Origin of the sequence: Larkinella sp. C7 (genome assembly GCF_006149005.1) — a bacterium.
In the GTDB taxonomy this organism is placed as follows: domain Bacteria; phylum Bacteroidota; class Bacteroidia; order Cytophagales; family Spirosomataceae; genus Larkinella.
Genome location: NZ_VBSL01000010.1, coordinates 122,044 through 136,949 on the forward strand (window position 1 = coordinate 122,044; position 14,906 = coordinate 136,949).

The window sequence follows — 14,906 nt, forward strand, 5'->3', positions numbered from 1 at the left end:
CTGTTGTCATTTTACTAACTCTTCACTTCGTCGGAAACCGCCTGGAGCAGCCCTTTGATGTAGCCATAAGCAAACGAAAAAGCCTGGGGCGTACTGCCTGCATCGTGGTGGTGCGGCACATGGTCGGGCATGACCATCCCGGAAAAACCGACATCGCGCAGTGCCCGGACGACGTGCAGGAAGTTCATGTCACCGTTGTCGGGATACACTTCCTGAAAATTGTTCCAGCCGCCTTTGATGTTCCGCAAATGAACGTTAAAAATCTGATTTCGCTCCCCTACCCACTTAATTATTGGCATAATCTCGGTTTTCGGATCTTTCAATCCTTCCGCAATGGAGCCGATGCAAAAGTTAAAACCGTGGTATTCACTGTCGTACAGTTTCGCAAAGCGCTGAATCCCTTTGAACACGTCGGGACTGTTCCAGCGGGTGATGCCACGGTAGCCAACCGGCGTCGGTGGATCGGCGATGTGGTTGGCCAGCTTCACTTTGTACTCTTTTGCCACCGGCAGAATTCGGTCCAGCATGTACGTAATGCGCTCGAACATCTGCTCGATCGACACATCGCCGGCCACGGTTTTGGGGTGGTTTTGCTTGAGGGCTTCCTCATAATTCCAGACGCTGTAGGAGGCATTGCCGCGCTTGGGGTCCGTATACCGCCCGGTGCGCAAAACCGGCAGAATGGTGGTGTTGTAGTTCAGGACTTTGATCCCGGTTTTGCCGGCCACCTGAATCATCTGCTGGAGAATCTCAATTTCACGGTCCCGCTCCGGACTTTTCCCGAGCATGATGTTCGGGTATTCCACCTTATCGATCCCGGCGGAAGTCAAGGGGTAGTGGTAGGCGTCGAGGCTGATACCGTATTTTTCGCAGGCTTCCCGCTTTTTCATCGAATCCTCAAGATCCCAGCCTTTACCCGGTATCGTTTTGGGCGAGCCGCCGTCCAGGTTGTATACCCCGTGCCGCGCCTTGAACTCCAGGTTTTCCACGGACGTGCCGCCCGACTGGCAGCCGACTTTCATAAGCACTTTTTTGGGCGCGGCTTTCACTTCTGCCCGGGCCTGTTCGGAACCAAACGCAGCCGCTCCAACGGAACCCGTCGCAATAACTTTGATAAAACTTTTCCGTTTCATGTTGGTAAAGGATTTAGGTAAGATTTTGCATCAGTCTTCCAATTCCAGTAGAATCCCGCTGTGATCCAGTTCGGCGTTTCCAGCCTCAATGGCGGCTTGCATTTGCCCCGCAACCAATGCCGTGGCTTTGAGTGGCACCGCAAACTCCTCGCCCGATTGCAGCGCAATGCCCAGGTCTTTTTTGTGCAGTTTGATTTTAAAACCGGGCGTAAAGTTGCGCTCGATCATCCGTTTGCCGTGCAGGTCGAGAATGCGGCTCTGGGCAAAACCGCCCAGCAGAACCTCCCGCATTTTCTCCAGATCGACCCCGGCTTTTTTCGCCAGCGTAAACGCTTCGGCCACGGCCTGAATGGTGATGCCGACAATCATCTGGTTACAGGCTTTGGTGGTTTGCCCCGCGCCCGGTTCGCCAATGTGAACGATGTTTTTGCCCATCGCCTGAAAAACCGGCAGCGCCCGTTGAAAGGCCGCGTCGCTCCCGCCCACCATGATCGATAGGGAGGCCGAAACCGCCCCCACCTGACCGCCCGAAACCGGCGCATCCAGCGCTTCTACGCCTTTTTCCTGCATCACCTGGTGAATCGTCCGGGCCGTCGAAGGCGCAATCGTAGACATGTCGATGAACAACGCGCCCGGCTGAATGCCCTCCAAAACGCCATCCGGGCCGGAAACAACCTGCTCCACATCGGGCGAATCCGGCAGCATCGTGATGACGATGTCCGTGTTTTGCGCCAGGGCTTTATTGCCCGGAAATGCGGTTGCACCCGCTTCAACCAGTTCGCCAGCCGCGCTGCTTTTTTCCAGAACCGATACCGGATAACCGGCTTTGATCAAATTCAACGCCATGGGTTTCCCCATGATTCCTAAGCCAATGAATCCTATTTTTTCCATAAGTAGACGGTTTACGGTCTACGGTTTTCCGTTTTCGGTAGCTGACGCGTGACTTGACGCGTCTGTATTCGTGCGTCAGCCAACCGTAAACTGAAAACCAAAAACCGTAAACCGTTAGTTAAATTAACGGGAACAACTGGGCGCCGATCATGATGATGACCAGACCGGTCAGGCCCATCACTACGAGCAGGGGCGAGATGGTTTTCAGGGCCTCCTGTTCGGTTAAATTGCTGAGTTTACAGATGATCCAGAAACCGGCGTCGTTCATCCACGGCACCAGTTTGGAACCGCAGCCGATGGCCAGACCCAGGTACACCGGATGAAATTCGAGGTTCGCATTGCTCGCCATGCCCGACAGAATTCCCGATGCCGTGATCAATGCCACCGTCGCAGACCCCTGCGCGGTCCGGACCACGGCGGCAATCAGAAACGCCAGCGGAATCAGGGCCATCTGGTAATCTTTGGTCATCTCGGCAATCCGCGTGCTGATACCGGTTTGCTGCAACATGCCCCCAAAAGCTCCCCCCGCTGCCGTGATCAGAATGATGCCGCCCCCGCTCATCAAAGCCGCCTGCACGAAGGGCGTCAAGCCTTCTTTACCGCTTTTTTTGTGAGCGGCCAAAATCAGCAAAGCCGCAATGCCGCCGGTGACGACGGCAATATTCTTGTCACCAAAAAACTTCACCACCTTCCAAACCGCCGATTGCGTCAGTGGGTCTCCGGGTGTGGCCAGCGTGCTAAGCACGGTATCGGCGCAGATAAAGACCAATGGAATCAACACGGGCAGCAACGACACCCCCAAACCGGGCAGGTGAATGTCTTCTTTGGCGGCAATCAGTTTGATGTCTTCCAGTTTGGCATCCAGCGAATCCCGCAACGGAATCGGCCATTTCCGGTTGGCCCAAAGCGCAAAGAAATACCCGGCAGTGATCGTAAAAAGTCCTACGATGGTACCGGCAATCATCATCAGTCCAATCGGAATGTGCATTTCGCCGATCAGAAACAGCGGCCCCGGCGCGGGCGGAACCAGGGAGTTGGCCATCGCGGCTCCGGCCATGATGCACAACACCAGCAACAGGTAATTTTTACCAATCCGCAACGTCATGGCCTTGGCGAGCGGCATCATCAGGAAAAGAACGGTGTCAAAAAAAACCGGTATCCCAATAAAAAAGCTACTGACCAGGAAGGCGATGGGTGCTTTGCCGATACCCGTCAGTTTCAGCATGGAACGGATGATTCGCTCGGCGGCCCCGCTTTCCAGCATACACTTGCCGATGATGGCGGCCATCGCAATCAGGATGCCAATTTTACCGCAGGTGGCCCCAAACTCCGTGGCAATCCGCTCGCCGATGCCTTTTTTGGCCAGGGCCTGCGCGGCTGCCGGGGCGGTTCCTTTCGCCAGGGCAAACTGCTCGATGGCCGACGCGGGCGTCATCAGGGCGACGATGAACGCACCGAGCAACAGTGCCAGAAATGGATGCAATTTCAATCCGATGATGCCACCGACGACAATAAAAACACCTACGGCTAAGATTAACAGGGGATCAGACATTAGTACGGTTTTACGGTTTAGGAAGTTTTTGTGTTGTTACACAGGGTTGATCAGAGAAAAAGTTTTTCAATAAATACTCTGATCTCCTCTGATCAACTTTGTGTAATAATTCATTTCCGAAAGGCATCCAGCTTTTTCGCCAGACTGCGGGCACCGTCTGCGACGAAGGTTCCGTCGGCCCCGCAGGCAATCATTCGAATGCCGAGGTCGTGGTAGCGTTTGTAATCGTCAGGATTGAAAAAGAGAATACCGGTGGCTTTCCCGGCTTTTTGGGCCGCGTTGACGGTTTCCTGCAAGGCTTCCTTAAACCGGGGGTGATCGAATTGCCCGAAAATGCCGAGTTCCATCGACAGGTCGGCGGGGCCGATGAACAGCACATCAACGCCATCAATGGCCGCCACTTCGTCCAGGTGATTCAGCACTTCCACGGTTTCGATCTGCACCACGCCCAGAATCGTCTCCTGAGCTTCGGCGTAATACTGCGGGAAATTAACGGCAAAACCGGTTGCCCGCACCATTTTGGCGACACCCCGGCCGCCGTGGGGCGGATAATGCAGGCCATTGACCACTTTTCGGGCTTCTTCCGGATTGTGAACTTTCGGACACATGATGCCTTCCGCACCCATATCCAGCACCCGGTGAATGCGCTGACTTTCGGCACTTTCGACCCGAACGATGGCCCCCGCAGCAGTATGCTCCAGCGCCTGCAACTGATACAAAACGTCTTTTTCCGAACCCGCCCCGTGTTCGAGATCGATCAGCACCCAGTCGAAACCGGACTGACCGACAATTTCCGCCGTGAGCGAACTTCCCAGATTTAACCAGCACCCGTTGAGGGTTTCGCCTTGTTTCAGTCGTTTTTTTAGATTTTTCATGTACAGGAAAGGCGAAAAAAAGGCAACTTTACTTCTTATCCCACCAGATGCGCGTGTCCAGCAGATTGGCACCCTGTCGGCTAATGGCCTGATCGACATTGGCTTTGTTCACGTTCAACTCCGCATCGGTGTAGGTCAACCGGCGAATGAAGCCCTCCGTTTTCAGATCGCTGCCGGGATAGGGATTGGGCGTCAAAACCGGGAAACCGCTCCGGCGGAAATTGGCCCAGGTTTCGGGGCCCACCAAAAACGACGCCACCCAGTATTGCGTGTTGATTTGTTCCAGTTCTTTGCCTGCTGCCAGCGGATTGGCGTCCACATACGCCGTAATAGCACTTTCAGCCACGGCGGTGTTGGCGCCATACGTGGCCAGTTGCTGCATGTGCGCCCGAATCCCGTTGGCATAGAGCGTGGCGGCATTGCCCGTCGTCCATTTCCGAAAAGCCGCTTCGGCCAGCAGAAGCTGCGTCTGGGCGTGTGTTACCAGAAAACTGGGCGCGGTCAGGCCAGCCATCCGGGTTTTATCAAGCTGGCTGTAATCCCACAGACTGGCTAATTTACTGGCCGTTACAGCCGCACCGATCGTCGTGTTGTCGTACCCCTGCGGAGCACCAACCTGAACTGCCGGTGTCCGGTTGGCCCGCGACTCCACCTGCTGCGCCCCGCTGGTTGCACCGACATACCGGACCGCAATGGAGGCCAGGCGCGGGTCGTTGTTTTTCTGGAGGAAATTCACAAATTCCTGATCCAGGTAAAAGAAGGCCGACTGTCCCCCGTTCAACTGACTGCCCACGGGGTTGGTGAAACTGGCGGTGTGCCGGATGATCGCGTTGTCGGCGTTGGACTGCATTACGCCACCGGCCACCGCTTTGGCCACGTATTCGGCGGCTTTGGCCGGGTTCACTTTGGAAAGCCGCATGGCGCCCCGCAGCAGCAGCGAATACCCCAGCCGCTTCCACTTGACTACGTCGCCATCGTAGAGAACATCGCTGGCCACTTTGGTTTTTGACGCATCCAGAGCTGCCGAAGCCGCATCGAGTTCGGTCAGAATATCGGTATAAATCGACTCCTGGGTGTCATAAACCGGTTTTACAATGCCCTCCAGATAACTCTTTCCGGCCTGCACATACGGGACGTCGCCGTAGGTGTCGGTGATCACCATGAACGAATACGCTTTCCAGATCCGCGTCATGTTGTACAGATTGACACGCGCCGGATCATCTTTGGTTTGGGCAATGACATCGACCAGTTCCCGGATGATGGTCCGGTAGTAGGTGTTCCAGTTGCCGTTTGAGACGGTGCGGTTGTCCTGGTTAAAGTTGGCCGCTGAGCCCGAACCGCTGAACGGCGTGATCATCTGCTTTACGATGGTGGTTTCGTAGCTCAGGTTGCCGTAGCCCGGCGCACTCGACACGATGGCCGTATTCAGTTGAAAAGCTGGCTCCACCGCCGTGAGGGCAATGGGGTTAACATTCATTTCGTCGAAACCGTCGTCGCAGGCACTGAGGAGGAGAGTCAGAAAAAAAGCGATGTGTATCTTTTTCATGTTTTTGTATCGGGTTTGGAGAGAAAAGTTGTTACACAGGGTTAATCAGAGAGCATCAGAGGTACACGGAGAAAACGTTGATAATCTCTGATGCTCTCTGATAGACCCTGTGTAACAACTCACCTTAAAATCTCACATTCAAGTTAAAACCAATGCTCCTCGTAACCGGCAAACCGGTGGCTTCGAGACCGACGAGGTTATCAGACGGAAATCCGAACTGCTCGGGGTGAATGTTCGGCACCCATTTTTTGATGACGGCCACGTTGTTAGCCACCGCATTGAGCCGCAGTCCCTTGATGAACTTCGCGTTGGTGGGCAGAAACTTGGTAAAGTCGTAACCCAGCGTGATCTGCCGCAACTGCCACAAACCGGCGTTGTAGACAAACTCTTCGGCAATGTTCTGCGAACGGACGGTTTCGTAATAGGCCTGCACGCCCGACTTGGTCTGGTTGACTTCGCCATTTGGATTGACACCCGTGCCAATCACAAAATTCTGCTCCCGACCCACCAGCGTGGCCTTGTGCAACCCGTGCCGCCAGGCGTTGTGGTTGGTTCCGGAAATCATCTTGTGTCCCAGTTTGAAGTCGATCAGGAACGACAGGTTGATGCCTTTGTAGCTGAAGCTGTTGGTAATCCCACCTACCCACTTGGGCAGGGCGCTGCCAAAACTGATCTGGGTGGGTGTGCGCAGCGGACGTCCGTTTCCGGCGTCGAAAACCTGCCGGCCCTGCGCATCCCGCAGATACCCGAAGCCAAAAAGCTGACCCATCGGCAGACCAACCACCTGCCGGAGTTCGCCGGTGAAGTCGCCGGTTCCGACGGTAATCATGTTATCGCTGACGCTCGAACCCAGATCCAGTACTTTCGTGACGTTATAGGCCGCGTTGAAGGTGGTGTTCCAGCTAAAATTCGGCCGTTTCACCGGCGAAATGTTCACCAGCATTTCCAGCCCCTTGTTGCTGCTTTTGCCCACGTTGATCAACTGGGTCTGATAGCCGCCCGCGTCGGAGGTTTGGGCGCGCAGAATCTGATCCGACGACACTTTGTCGTAATACGTCAGATCCAGACTCAGGTTGTTGTTGAACAGCCTCAACTCCAGACCGACTTCTTTTTCAGAAACCCGCATCGGGCGCAGGTCGGCGTTGGGAACGGTGGTGCCGCTGATGCTGGCCAGGGGCTGGGCCGTTCCGCTGGGCGACGGAAACTGCTGGGCGTTGATGCCATAGAACAGGTTGTTGGCGTAGGGCGACACGTCGGTGTCACTGCCGACTTCCGCATAGGCCGCCCGGATTTTCCCGAACGTCAGCCAGGTGGGTAGCGAGCTGGCAAAAGCCTGGGAAAACACAAAGCTGGCGGTAATGGACGGATAGAGAATGCTCCGGTTTGCGGGCGACAAGGTGGAGAACCAGTCATTTCGGACGGTTCCGTTCAGAAACAGATAATCCTTAAACGAGACTTCGGCCGAACCGTAGAGTGAGTTCACCTGCCGTTCCGAAAAGTCATAAATGGCATCGCGTTGCCGGCCGTTGCCGATGGTATACAAATTGCGGACGTAAAAATCCTGTACCAGCACGTTGTGACGGCTGATTTTGCGGTACATCTGGTTACCGCCCAGATTCACATTGATGCCAAAAACGCCGAAGGTTTTGTTGGCATTCAGCAGGAAGTCGGCATTCAATTCGCGAACGTGCCGAACGTCCTGCACATACTGCCCATTGACAAAACCGGCGGGCGCTGCGGGTTGCCGCTGCGTACCGGTCGGCAGGTTGTAATCCTGTTCGCGGGCGTAGAAATCCTGCCCGATCCGGGCTTGCAGAAACAGCCAGTTCGTGAAGTTGTATTTGGCCGTCAGGTTGCCAAAAACCCGGTCGGTGCTGATGTTTTCGAAACGTTTCAGGGCGAAATACGGGTTCGTACGGTTCGTAAACCGCGACCAGACCGTCTCGTTTCCATTGGCATCCGACGCGTATTTTTCCAGAATATCCAACGGCATGGAGTTCGCCATGTTGAAGATAATGACCGGACTGTAATCCTGCTCGGCGATGTTGGGCGGGTTTTTCCGGAATTCTTTGGAGTAGTTGATATTCCCCGAAACCGTCAGTTTTTTGGCCAGCGTTTGGGTGAAGCCCAGGTTGACGGTTCTGCGGTTGTAGTTCGAGCCGCGCAGGATGGTGGTATTGTCCAGATTGGAAAGCGAGAGGCTAAAACCGCCATTTTCGTTCCCCGACGACAGCGTCAGTGTGTTCGTCCAGGTGCTGCCTTTCCGGTAAAAATCGGTGATCTGATTCCGCACTGGCTGGTAGGGAACGGTAATGTTATCGAACAAAACCTGCGTCATGCCCGGCTGGAATTTTTCCCCGAAACTCCACTGCCCCGACGTCGGAAAGGGCGTTGTCGGACGGACGCCGTTTTCGCCCTGCCCGTATTCGTACTGGTAATCGGTGTAATCCAGGGGCGTGTCGGACGTGAAGTTGGAGTTGTATTCCAGACCAATGCCGTTGCCGCTGCCCCGGGTTTTGGTCGTGATCATGATTACACCGTCTTTGGCGCGCGACCCGTACAGGGCCGAGGCTGCCGCGCCCTTCAAAACCGTCATGGTTTCGATGTTGTCGGGGTTGATGCTGCTCAGGCCGTCTCCGCTGTCCGACGTCCGGTTGCTGCCCCGATCCGACACATCGCCCCGCGCCCCGTAGTTCGTGTTGTCGATCGGCACGCCATTGACCACGATCAGGGGCGAGTTGTTGCCGCCAAACGACGACTGCCCGCGAATCCGGATTTTGCTGGTGCCAGCCGGTCCCGAACCCAGTGAGGTGATGTTGACCCCCGCCATTTTGCCCTGCAAGGCGTTCATGAAGTTCGCCGTCCGGTTGATCGTCATTTCGTCCGAACCCACCGTTGCGGTCGCGTAACCCAGGCTTTTGGTCTGCTTTTTAATCCCTAAAGCCGTCACCACCACCTCGTTCAACGCTTTGCTTTCCGGCGTCAGCGCAATCTGGATGGTGGTTTGATTGCCGACGGCCAGTTCTTTGTTCACGTAGCCGACATAACTAAAAACCAATACCGTCGAACCATCCGGCACATCCAGTTGAAACGCCCCACTGGCGTTGGTGGTGGTGCCTTTCTGCGTGCCTTTGATCAGTACATTGACGCCCGGCAAGCCCGCGCCGGTTTCGTCGGTCACTTTGCCCGACACCATGCGTTTGGGAGCCAGCGTTGCAGCTTTTTCGATGAGATCGACCAGGCCGGTTTCGTAGACCGGTGCGGTACTCGCCGACAGAACCACCTTTCGTCCGACCAGTTCGTAGTTGACCGGCAGCGGTTTGAAATACTTGACCAGCACCTCCTCCAGCGTCGAGTTGTTGGCCTGAATGCTGATCTTCTGCCGCTTCTCAATCACCTGCGAGCTGTACACAAACTGCACATCCGTTGCTTTTTCAATATCCGCCAACACCCGTTTTATATCCTGGTTATCAGCGTGTAACGTCAGGCGTCGGCTCAGGTATTCCTGAGCGTTAATCGTGTGGGCATACGACACGCCCACCAGCGATAACATAACCAAACTTTGTGTTAATGAAAACCGCATAAGCTTCAACCAGAGTTGTCCGGCAAGGTGTTTTTTCATAGTTTTGTTAAGGTTGACTAGTTCTGTTTTCGGAACATTTTTCTCTGAGCGGTTACTTTGGCGAGCGACACTCAGTGAATAGACCGGTTGGCAGTGGCGTTGTCACTGCCAATTCTTTTACGGTTTTATCGGTATCCCTTTCGGCTAATGACAATTTGACCATCGGTTATTTCGTAACTCGCCGACGAGGCCTTGCAAAGCAGATCCAGCTTTTCGTAGAGCGACTCACTCGACAGAATGGCGGTAATTTTGCTGCTTTCAAATAGCTGTTCGTCAAACTGGATCGGAATGCCGTAGCTCTTTTCGAGTTCGTGCAGAATCACCGGCAGAGGAACTTCATCGTAGACAAACGGACTTTCTTTGGCTCTTTTCGCAATCAGCAGCGGTTTAGCCACCAGCGTTTTGGTCAGATTACCGTCGCTTTTCTCAAAAATAGCCGCCTGATTCGCGTTCAAAATCAGCCCGTTGACTTCCTTGTTATCCGGAACCTTCTCCGGTTTTTTTTTGTAAACCGACACTTTCCCCGACAACACCTGCACCGTAATTTTCTGATCCAGATCGAAGGCTTTCACGACGAAACGCGTGCCGAGCACCTGCGTGATCATTTCGCCGGTGTAGACCATGAACGGCTGCCGCTGACGCTTGACTGAAAAACTGCCTTCGCCCTGCAAATACACGATGCGGGAATTCCCGGAAAACTGGGACGGATACCGAAGGCGGCTTTGGGGACTCAGCAACACCTCTGAACTGTCGTTGAGCACCACCCGCAAAAGTTGGTGGGAATCGTTGGTGGTTTCCACCAACTGAATGGCGGAATTAACCGACGACTGAGCGCTCCGTTGTTCCGGCTTCTTATCGAAAAAATACCAGCCAAATCCCATCACAGCCACAAAAACGGCGGCAATCGCCGGGAGCCAGCGAACCGGATTATCGGTTGGACTTTTGTCCGGTTCCGGCTCCAGAAGCGCATACCGTTTGGGTATATACGCACTGGCATTGTCAATAAACGCTTCCGTTTCTTTGCGAATCTCGGCTTCGCTGAGTCGCTCGGGAGCCACGTTGGCAGCCCGGATAAACTGCTCGGCCTGCTGGAAGGCCGTCTGTTTTGCGGGGTAATTTTTTAGAAAAGAGCGCCAGAACCCGTCCCGACTACCACGACCCCGCACCCAGTCCTGGAAATCTTCGTCCCGAATAAAATCCTCCACGGTATAGGTTTCGTAGTTTTTCATAAGTGTATCGGTATTCGGTATCCGGTTTTCAGTTTACGGTATTCGGTTGCTGGCACCTGCTAGCTGTGAGCCTGAATGCGTCAGCTGCCGAATACCGTAAACTGAAAACCGGATACCGTAAACTGAGCTAACAGTAACCCGACGCATTGCACGGTCCAGTTTTTCCGCAGGCTGGTCAGGGATTTCTGGAGCAGATTATAGACGGATTGGCGGCCCAGGTGCATCACATCCGCAATTTGTTCGAAACTCAGGTTTTGGTAAAACCGCAGATAGATCAGTTCCTTCTGGCGGTCGGGCAGGTGATTGATCACGCGCTCCAGTTTGCGAATCTGGTAGACTTCGTTTTCCTCTTCGATCCACTGCACATCGGCCGCAAACTCGACCGAGAAAGCGTATTCTTCCGAAAGCGTGGATTGGTGTGTGGTGTGTTTCCGGGAAAGCTCCCGCAGGACGCGGGTTTTGAGTACGACGAGCAGATAGGCCCGGACGTTTTCGACCGAACAAACCGAATCCTGCCGTTTCCACAGATTGAGGAACAACTCCTGAATGCAGTCTTTCACGAACTCCCGGTCGGCATGCAGCCGCATTCCCCAGTGAAAGAGATCGGCATAATAGCTCTGCATGATCTTCGCGAGCGCATACATATCCCCCGCCCGGTATTCCTGCCACAGTTGTTGTGCTTCTTCCGAAGGTAGCCGTCTACTCATAGTTTCAGGTGCTATACCTGCAAGAGCCTCTTTTCCGGGAAACCTAACCCCTGTTTTAAGATTATTTTTTTAAAAAGTTAGAGAATACCGATATAATGAAGAATGAATATCGAATACTGAATGTTGAATAACGAATATCGAAGTAGAGAAGAAGAATCCGGCCCGCTTTCGGTGTTCGTTATTCAATATTTGTTATTCGATATTTCAACAGACAGTAGCTCATATTCGCTTTGTTGCGTATTCATTGTCCATTATTCCTAAGAAGCCATGCATTCACATCCTTCCCATCCGCTGGCGTTGCCTGTTGGCACCACCTTCGACCGGAACATCACGAACCGGCAGTATGCACCAACGATGGTAAAAAATCTGCTGAGTTTGTTTTGAAAGAGCGTAAAGAGGGTAGACCAGAGAATAGAGATTAATCCGCATCTCTATTCTCTGGTCTACCCTCTCTTGTCGCCAGTTAAAATTTCACGAAAACATAACCTCGGAAAAAGCCGGAATTCGGGGATTCGCCGGAACTTCGGCCCGTGATATTCGAACGGACAACATCTCCCTCAACTTTCGATTTTATGGCTACTTCCGATTTTTCTGCTTTGCCGACGGCCGACGAGCTCGTGTCCAGGCTCGAAGATTTCCGTGACACCCTTAAAGACGCCATTGTGCAGGTGGTGACGGAGTTGGGCGACGATGCCGACGCGTCCGATTTCGATCTGCGGTTTCTGCCGCTAACCCTCACCGAATCCGATCTGGAAATAACGGCCATCACCCTGAACGACGACGAAAGCGATCCGCTGACGCTGAGTTTCAGCGACGACAGCGACATTGAACTGGACGAACTTTCTACGGATGACCTGGTCAGTCTGTATCAGGTGATGCGGGATGCTGCGGACGAAAGCACGGATGAGGACGATGACTAGTCAGTCAATGGATATGTAACGCAAAACTTCATACATACTAGGATACAATCGTACAGACCCCGGCTCGTGTCGGGGTTTTGTATGACCGGAAAACCGGGGGCTAAACCGTGCCGGAAATGTAGAAACTGTGCGATTTGAGAACCAAAGTCGTTTCCCGGAAATGTTCCTCAAACAGATCCTGAAGTTCGTGCACGAACTGAATATACCGGCGCGACTTGACGCACAGCCAGCAGTTCATTCCGGCTACCAGGCGGGCATTTTCGAAGTTCCACACGTTCGCGGCTTTGTCGGGCTCAAATCCGAAGGCCAGCAGCCACGGTTTGGTTAATTTGATTGGCTGGGGCTCATTCGGCGGCTGGAGCTCTTTGATGTGTTTTTCAGTCAATAAAACCGGTTCTTTCTGAACAACATAGTATCGATTGGGCTTCAGAGGTGTCATCATTGTGCTGGTGGTGTTTACCACTCTACGCAAATCGGTAACACAATATTGTTTTTAGTACCGAATTGATCGAGAACTCTTAGCTACCGGGAATTAAAAACAGGTACAATTTTCCATTTTCCCGTGATCCGGCTTCGGGAAAACAGCGACACGATAAAACCGCTGCAAACGTAGGCTTTAACAGGATTTAGGGTACATTTGGGATTATTCCTACAGCCTAATTTTCCGACAAATGAATGCAAAACGGCTCCTGCTCCCGCTGTTTTTTCTCCTGACCACACTCCCGGCGGTTTCACAAAAAGCCTTGCCCCAGGCCCAGCGGCTCCAGTGGTGGCAGCAGGACCGCTTCGGTATGTTTATCCATTGGGGACCGGCGACGCTGACGGGCAAAGAGATTAGCTGGTCGCGGGCGGGTTACGGCAAAAGCCGGTACGATTCGCTGTATCTGCGGTTTAATCCCACCCAATTCAATCCGAAAGAATGGGTGCGTCTGGCGAAAGCCAGCGGCCTGAAATACGTCGTGCTCACCGCCAAACACCATGACGGTTTCTGTTTGTGGAACACCAAAACCATTCCTTACAACATCATGTCGTCGCCGTTTGGGCGGGACGTTTGCAAGGAACTGGCCGACGCCGTTCACGAAGCCGGGCTGGAGTTGGGCTGGTATTTTTCGCCCGGCGACTGGAAAGACCCCGACTGCCGCAATCCTGACCGGGAACGAAACGGCGTGTTTGAAACCCGGATGTTGCAGCAACTCACCGAACTGTTGACCAACTACGGCAAAATCAGCCTGTTGTGGATTGATTACGACGGCTGGCCCTGCCCGACCGACCCGAAAAATGTCCATGAGCTGGCGCATCGCCTGCAACCCGGTATTATCCTCGACAACCGGCTCGAAGCTTTCAACCCGGACGAGTCGCACGCCCAGCCGGGCCGCTACGGCGATTATGTTACGCCTGAAGGTTTCGTGGCCGGATACGGCAACGTCCCCTGGGAAACCTGCACGAATTTAGGCCACCAGTGGGCGTGGCGGTTTGAAGACAAACCCCGGGCTGCGAAAGAGGTCGTGCATACGTTGCTGCGGTGTGTGGGTGGCAATGGTAACTTACTGCTCAATGTCGGCCCCGATAGCCTGGGACAGATTCCGCCCCTGTTTGCCAGCCGTTTGCAGGAAGTCGGAGCCTGGATCAAGCCCCGGCAAGTCGCCATTTACGGCACCAAAGGCGGCCCCTACACCCCCGCTCAGGAGTACGTCTGTACGCAAAAAGACAACCGCATTTTTCTGCACCTGCTGGCGGGAACCACCGGCGAAGTGGTGTTACCACCCCTGCCCGCAACGATTAAACAGGCCGCCCTGCTCAATGGCGCGAAGCTGACTTTTTCGCAAAATAAGGAACACGTTCGGCTGATCGTGCCGGTTTCTGCGCGCGACTCCATTGCGACGATGATCACCCTGACCCTGGACCGTCCGGCTGCGCAACTGGCTCCCATTCTGCCGTTTTCGAAAACCGGGTCGCTGGCCTATGGCAAAAAACCGTCGGCTTCGAGCGCGGTGGGGCCATTTCTGCACGATGCAGGAGCCGCGTTCGACGATAACAAGGCGACCTACTGGAAGCTCGGCCGTCGAAGCGACACCAATTTTGAGGCCAATTATGGAAAACCGCTTCACTACCAGACGAAAGAAGCCCAAGCCAATTACGAAAGCACCGGCTGGCTGCAGGTTGATTTAGGAAAACCGCAACCCGTTGGGCAAATCGTGCTTCAGGAATTTCAGCGAAAAAACAACCCGGAGCTGATCCCGAAAATCAGCCGGTTTAGCGTGCAGTATCAGAAAGGCAACGAATGGGTAACGCTGGCGACGGGCCGGGAAATGGGCAACGAATGGCGGCAGGAAATTCCGCCCGTCACGGCGCAGCGGTTTCGGCTGGTCATTCTCGAGTCATCGGGCAGCATCGGGGTTAGTGAATTCCAGTTGTTACCGCCCAACTAGTC

Annotated in this window: 11 protein-coding genes; 2 read left to right on the forward strand and 9 right to left on the reverse strand. The window is 54.1% G+C overall.

What is annotated here, in order from left to right; all coding sequences use genetic code 11:
- Positions 1-14: 14 nt before the first annotated feature.
- The 8 genes from FH871_RS22565 to FH871_RS22600 form a co-directional block, all read right to left on the reverse strand.
- Complete coding sequence (locus FH871_RS22565) at positions 15-1,133, reverse strand: mannonate dehydratase (protein ID WP_138993697.1); 1,119 nt, start codon at positions 1,131-1,133, stop codon at positions 15-17.
- A gap of 30 nt (positions 1,134-1,163) precedes the next feature.
- Entirely contained in the window at positions 1,164-2,024 is an 861-nt protein-coding gene (locus FH871_RS22570; RefSeq protein ID WP_138993698.1) for a 2-hydroxy-3-oxopropionate reductase, read from the reverse strand.
- A gap of 118 nt (positions 2,025-2,142) precedes the next feature.
- The gene (locus FH871_RS22575) at positions 2,143-3,576 is read right to left on the reverse strand and encodes a GntP family permease (RefSeq protein ID WP_138993699.1); all 1,434 of its coding nucleotides are present in this window, start codon (positions 3,574-3,576) and stop codon (positions 2,143-2,145) included.
- A 110-nt stretch (positions 3,577-3,686) separates the two neighbouring features.
- Positions 3,687-4,451, reverse strand: a complete 765-nt coding sequence (locus FH871_RS22580; protein ID WP_138993700.1) for an HpcH/HpaI aldolase/citrate lyase family protein — start codon at positions 4,449-4,451, stop codon at positions 3,687-3,689.
- A gap of 28 nt (positions 4,452-4,479) precedes the next feature.
- Positions 4,480-5,997, reverse strand: a complete 1,518-nt coding sequence (locus tag FH871_RS22585) for a SusD/RagB family nutrient-binding outer membrane lipoprotein (protein WP_138993701.1) — start codon at positions 5,995-5,997, stop codon at positions 4,480-4,482.
- Between the two features lie 124 nt (positions 5,998-6,121).
- Entirely contained in the window at positions 6,122-9,619 is a 3,498-nt protein-coding gene (locus FH871_RS22590; RefSeq protein ID WP_138993702.1) for a SusC/RagA family TonB-linked outer membrane protein, read from the reverse strand.
- A 125-nt stretch (positions 9,620-9,744) separates the two neighbouring features.
- Positions 9,745-10,848 (reverse strand): FecR family protein, encoded by a 1,104-nt coding sequence (locus FH871_RS22595; protein ID WP_138993703.1) that lies wholly within the window; start codon positions 10,846-10,848, stop codon positions 9,745-9,747.
- Between the two features lie 80 nt (positions 10,849-10,928).
- On the reverse strand, positions 10,929-11,555 hold the full coding sequence (locus tag FH871_RS22600; RefSeq protein WP_138993704.1) for an RNA polymerase sigma factor: 627 nt from the start codon (positions 11,553-11,555) through the stop codon (positions 10,929-10,931).
- 572 nt (positions 11,556-12,127) lie between these two features.
- Between FH871_RS22600 and FH871_RS22605 the strand changes: the two genes are divergently transcribed.
- Complete coding sequence (locus tag FH871_RS22605) at positions 12,128-12,475, forward strand: hypothetical protein (RefSeq protein ID WP_138993705.1); 348 nt, start codon at positions 12,128-12,130, stop codon at positions 12,473-12,475.
- A 100-nt stretch (positions 12,476-12,575) separates the two neighbouring features.
- On the opposite strand, the gene FH871_RS22610 is transcribed toward FH871_RS22605, so the two are convergent.
- Positions 12,576-12,917, reverse strand: a complete 342-nt coding sequence (locus FH871_RS22610) for a hypothetical protein (RefSeq protein ID WP_138993706.1) — start codon at positions 12,915-12,917, stop codon at positions 12,576-12,578.
- Positions 12,918-13,146: 229 nt separating this feature from the next.
- Between FH871_RS22610 and FH871_RS22615 the strand changes: the two genes are divergently transcribed.
- Complete coding sequence (locus FH871_RS22615) at positions 13,147-14,904, forward strand: alpha-L-fucosidase (protein ID WP_138993707.1); 1,758 nt, start codon at positions 13,147-13,149, stop codon at positions 14,902-14,904.
- The last annotated feature ends 2 nt before the right edge of the window (positions 14,905-14,906 follow it).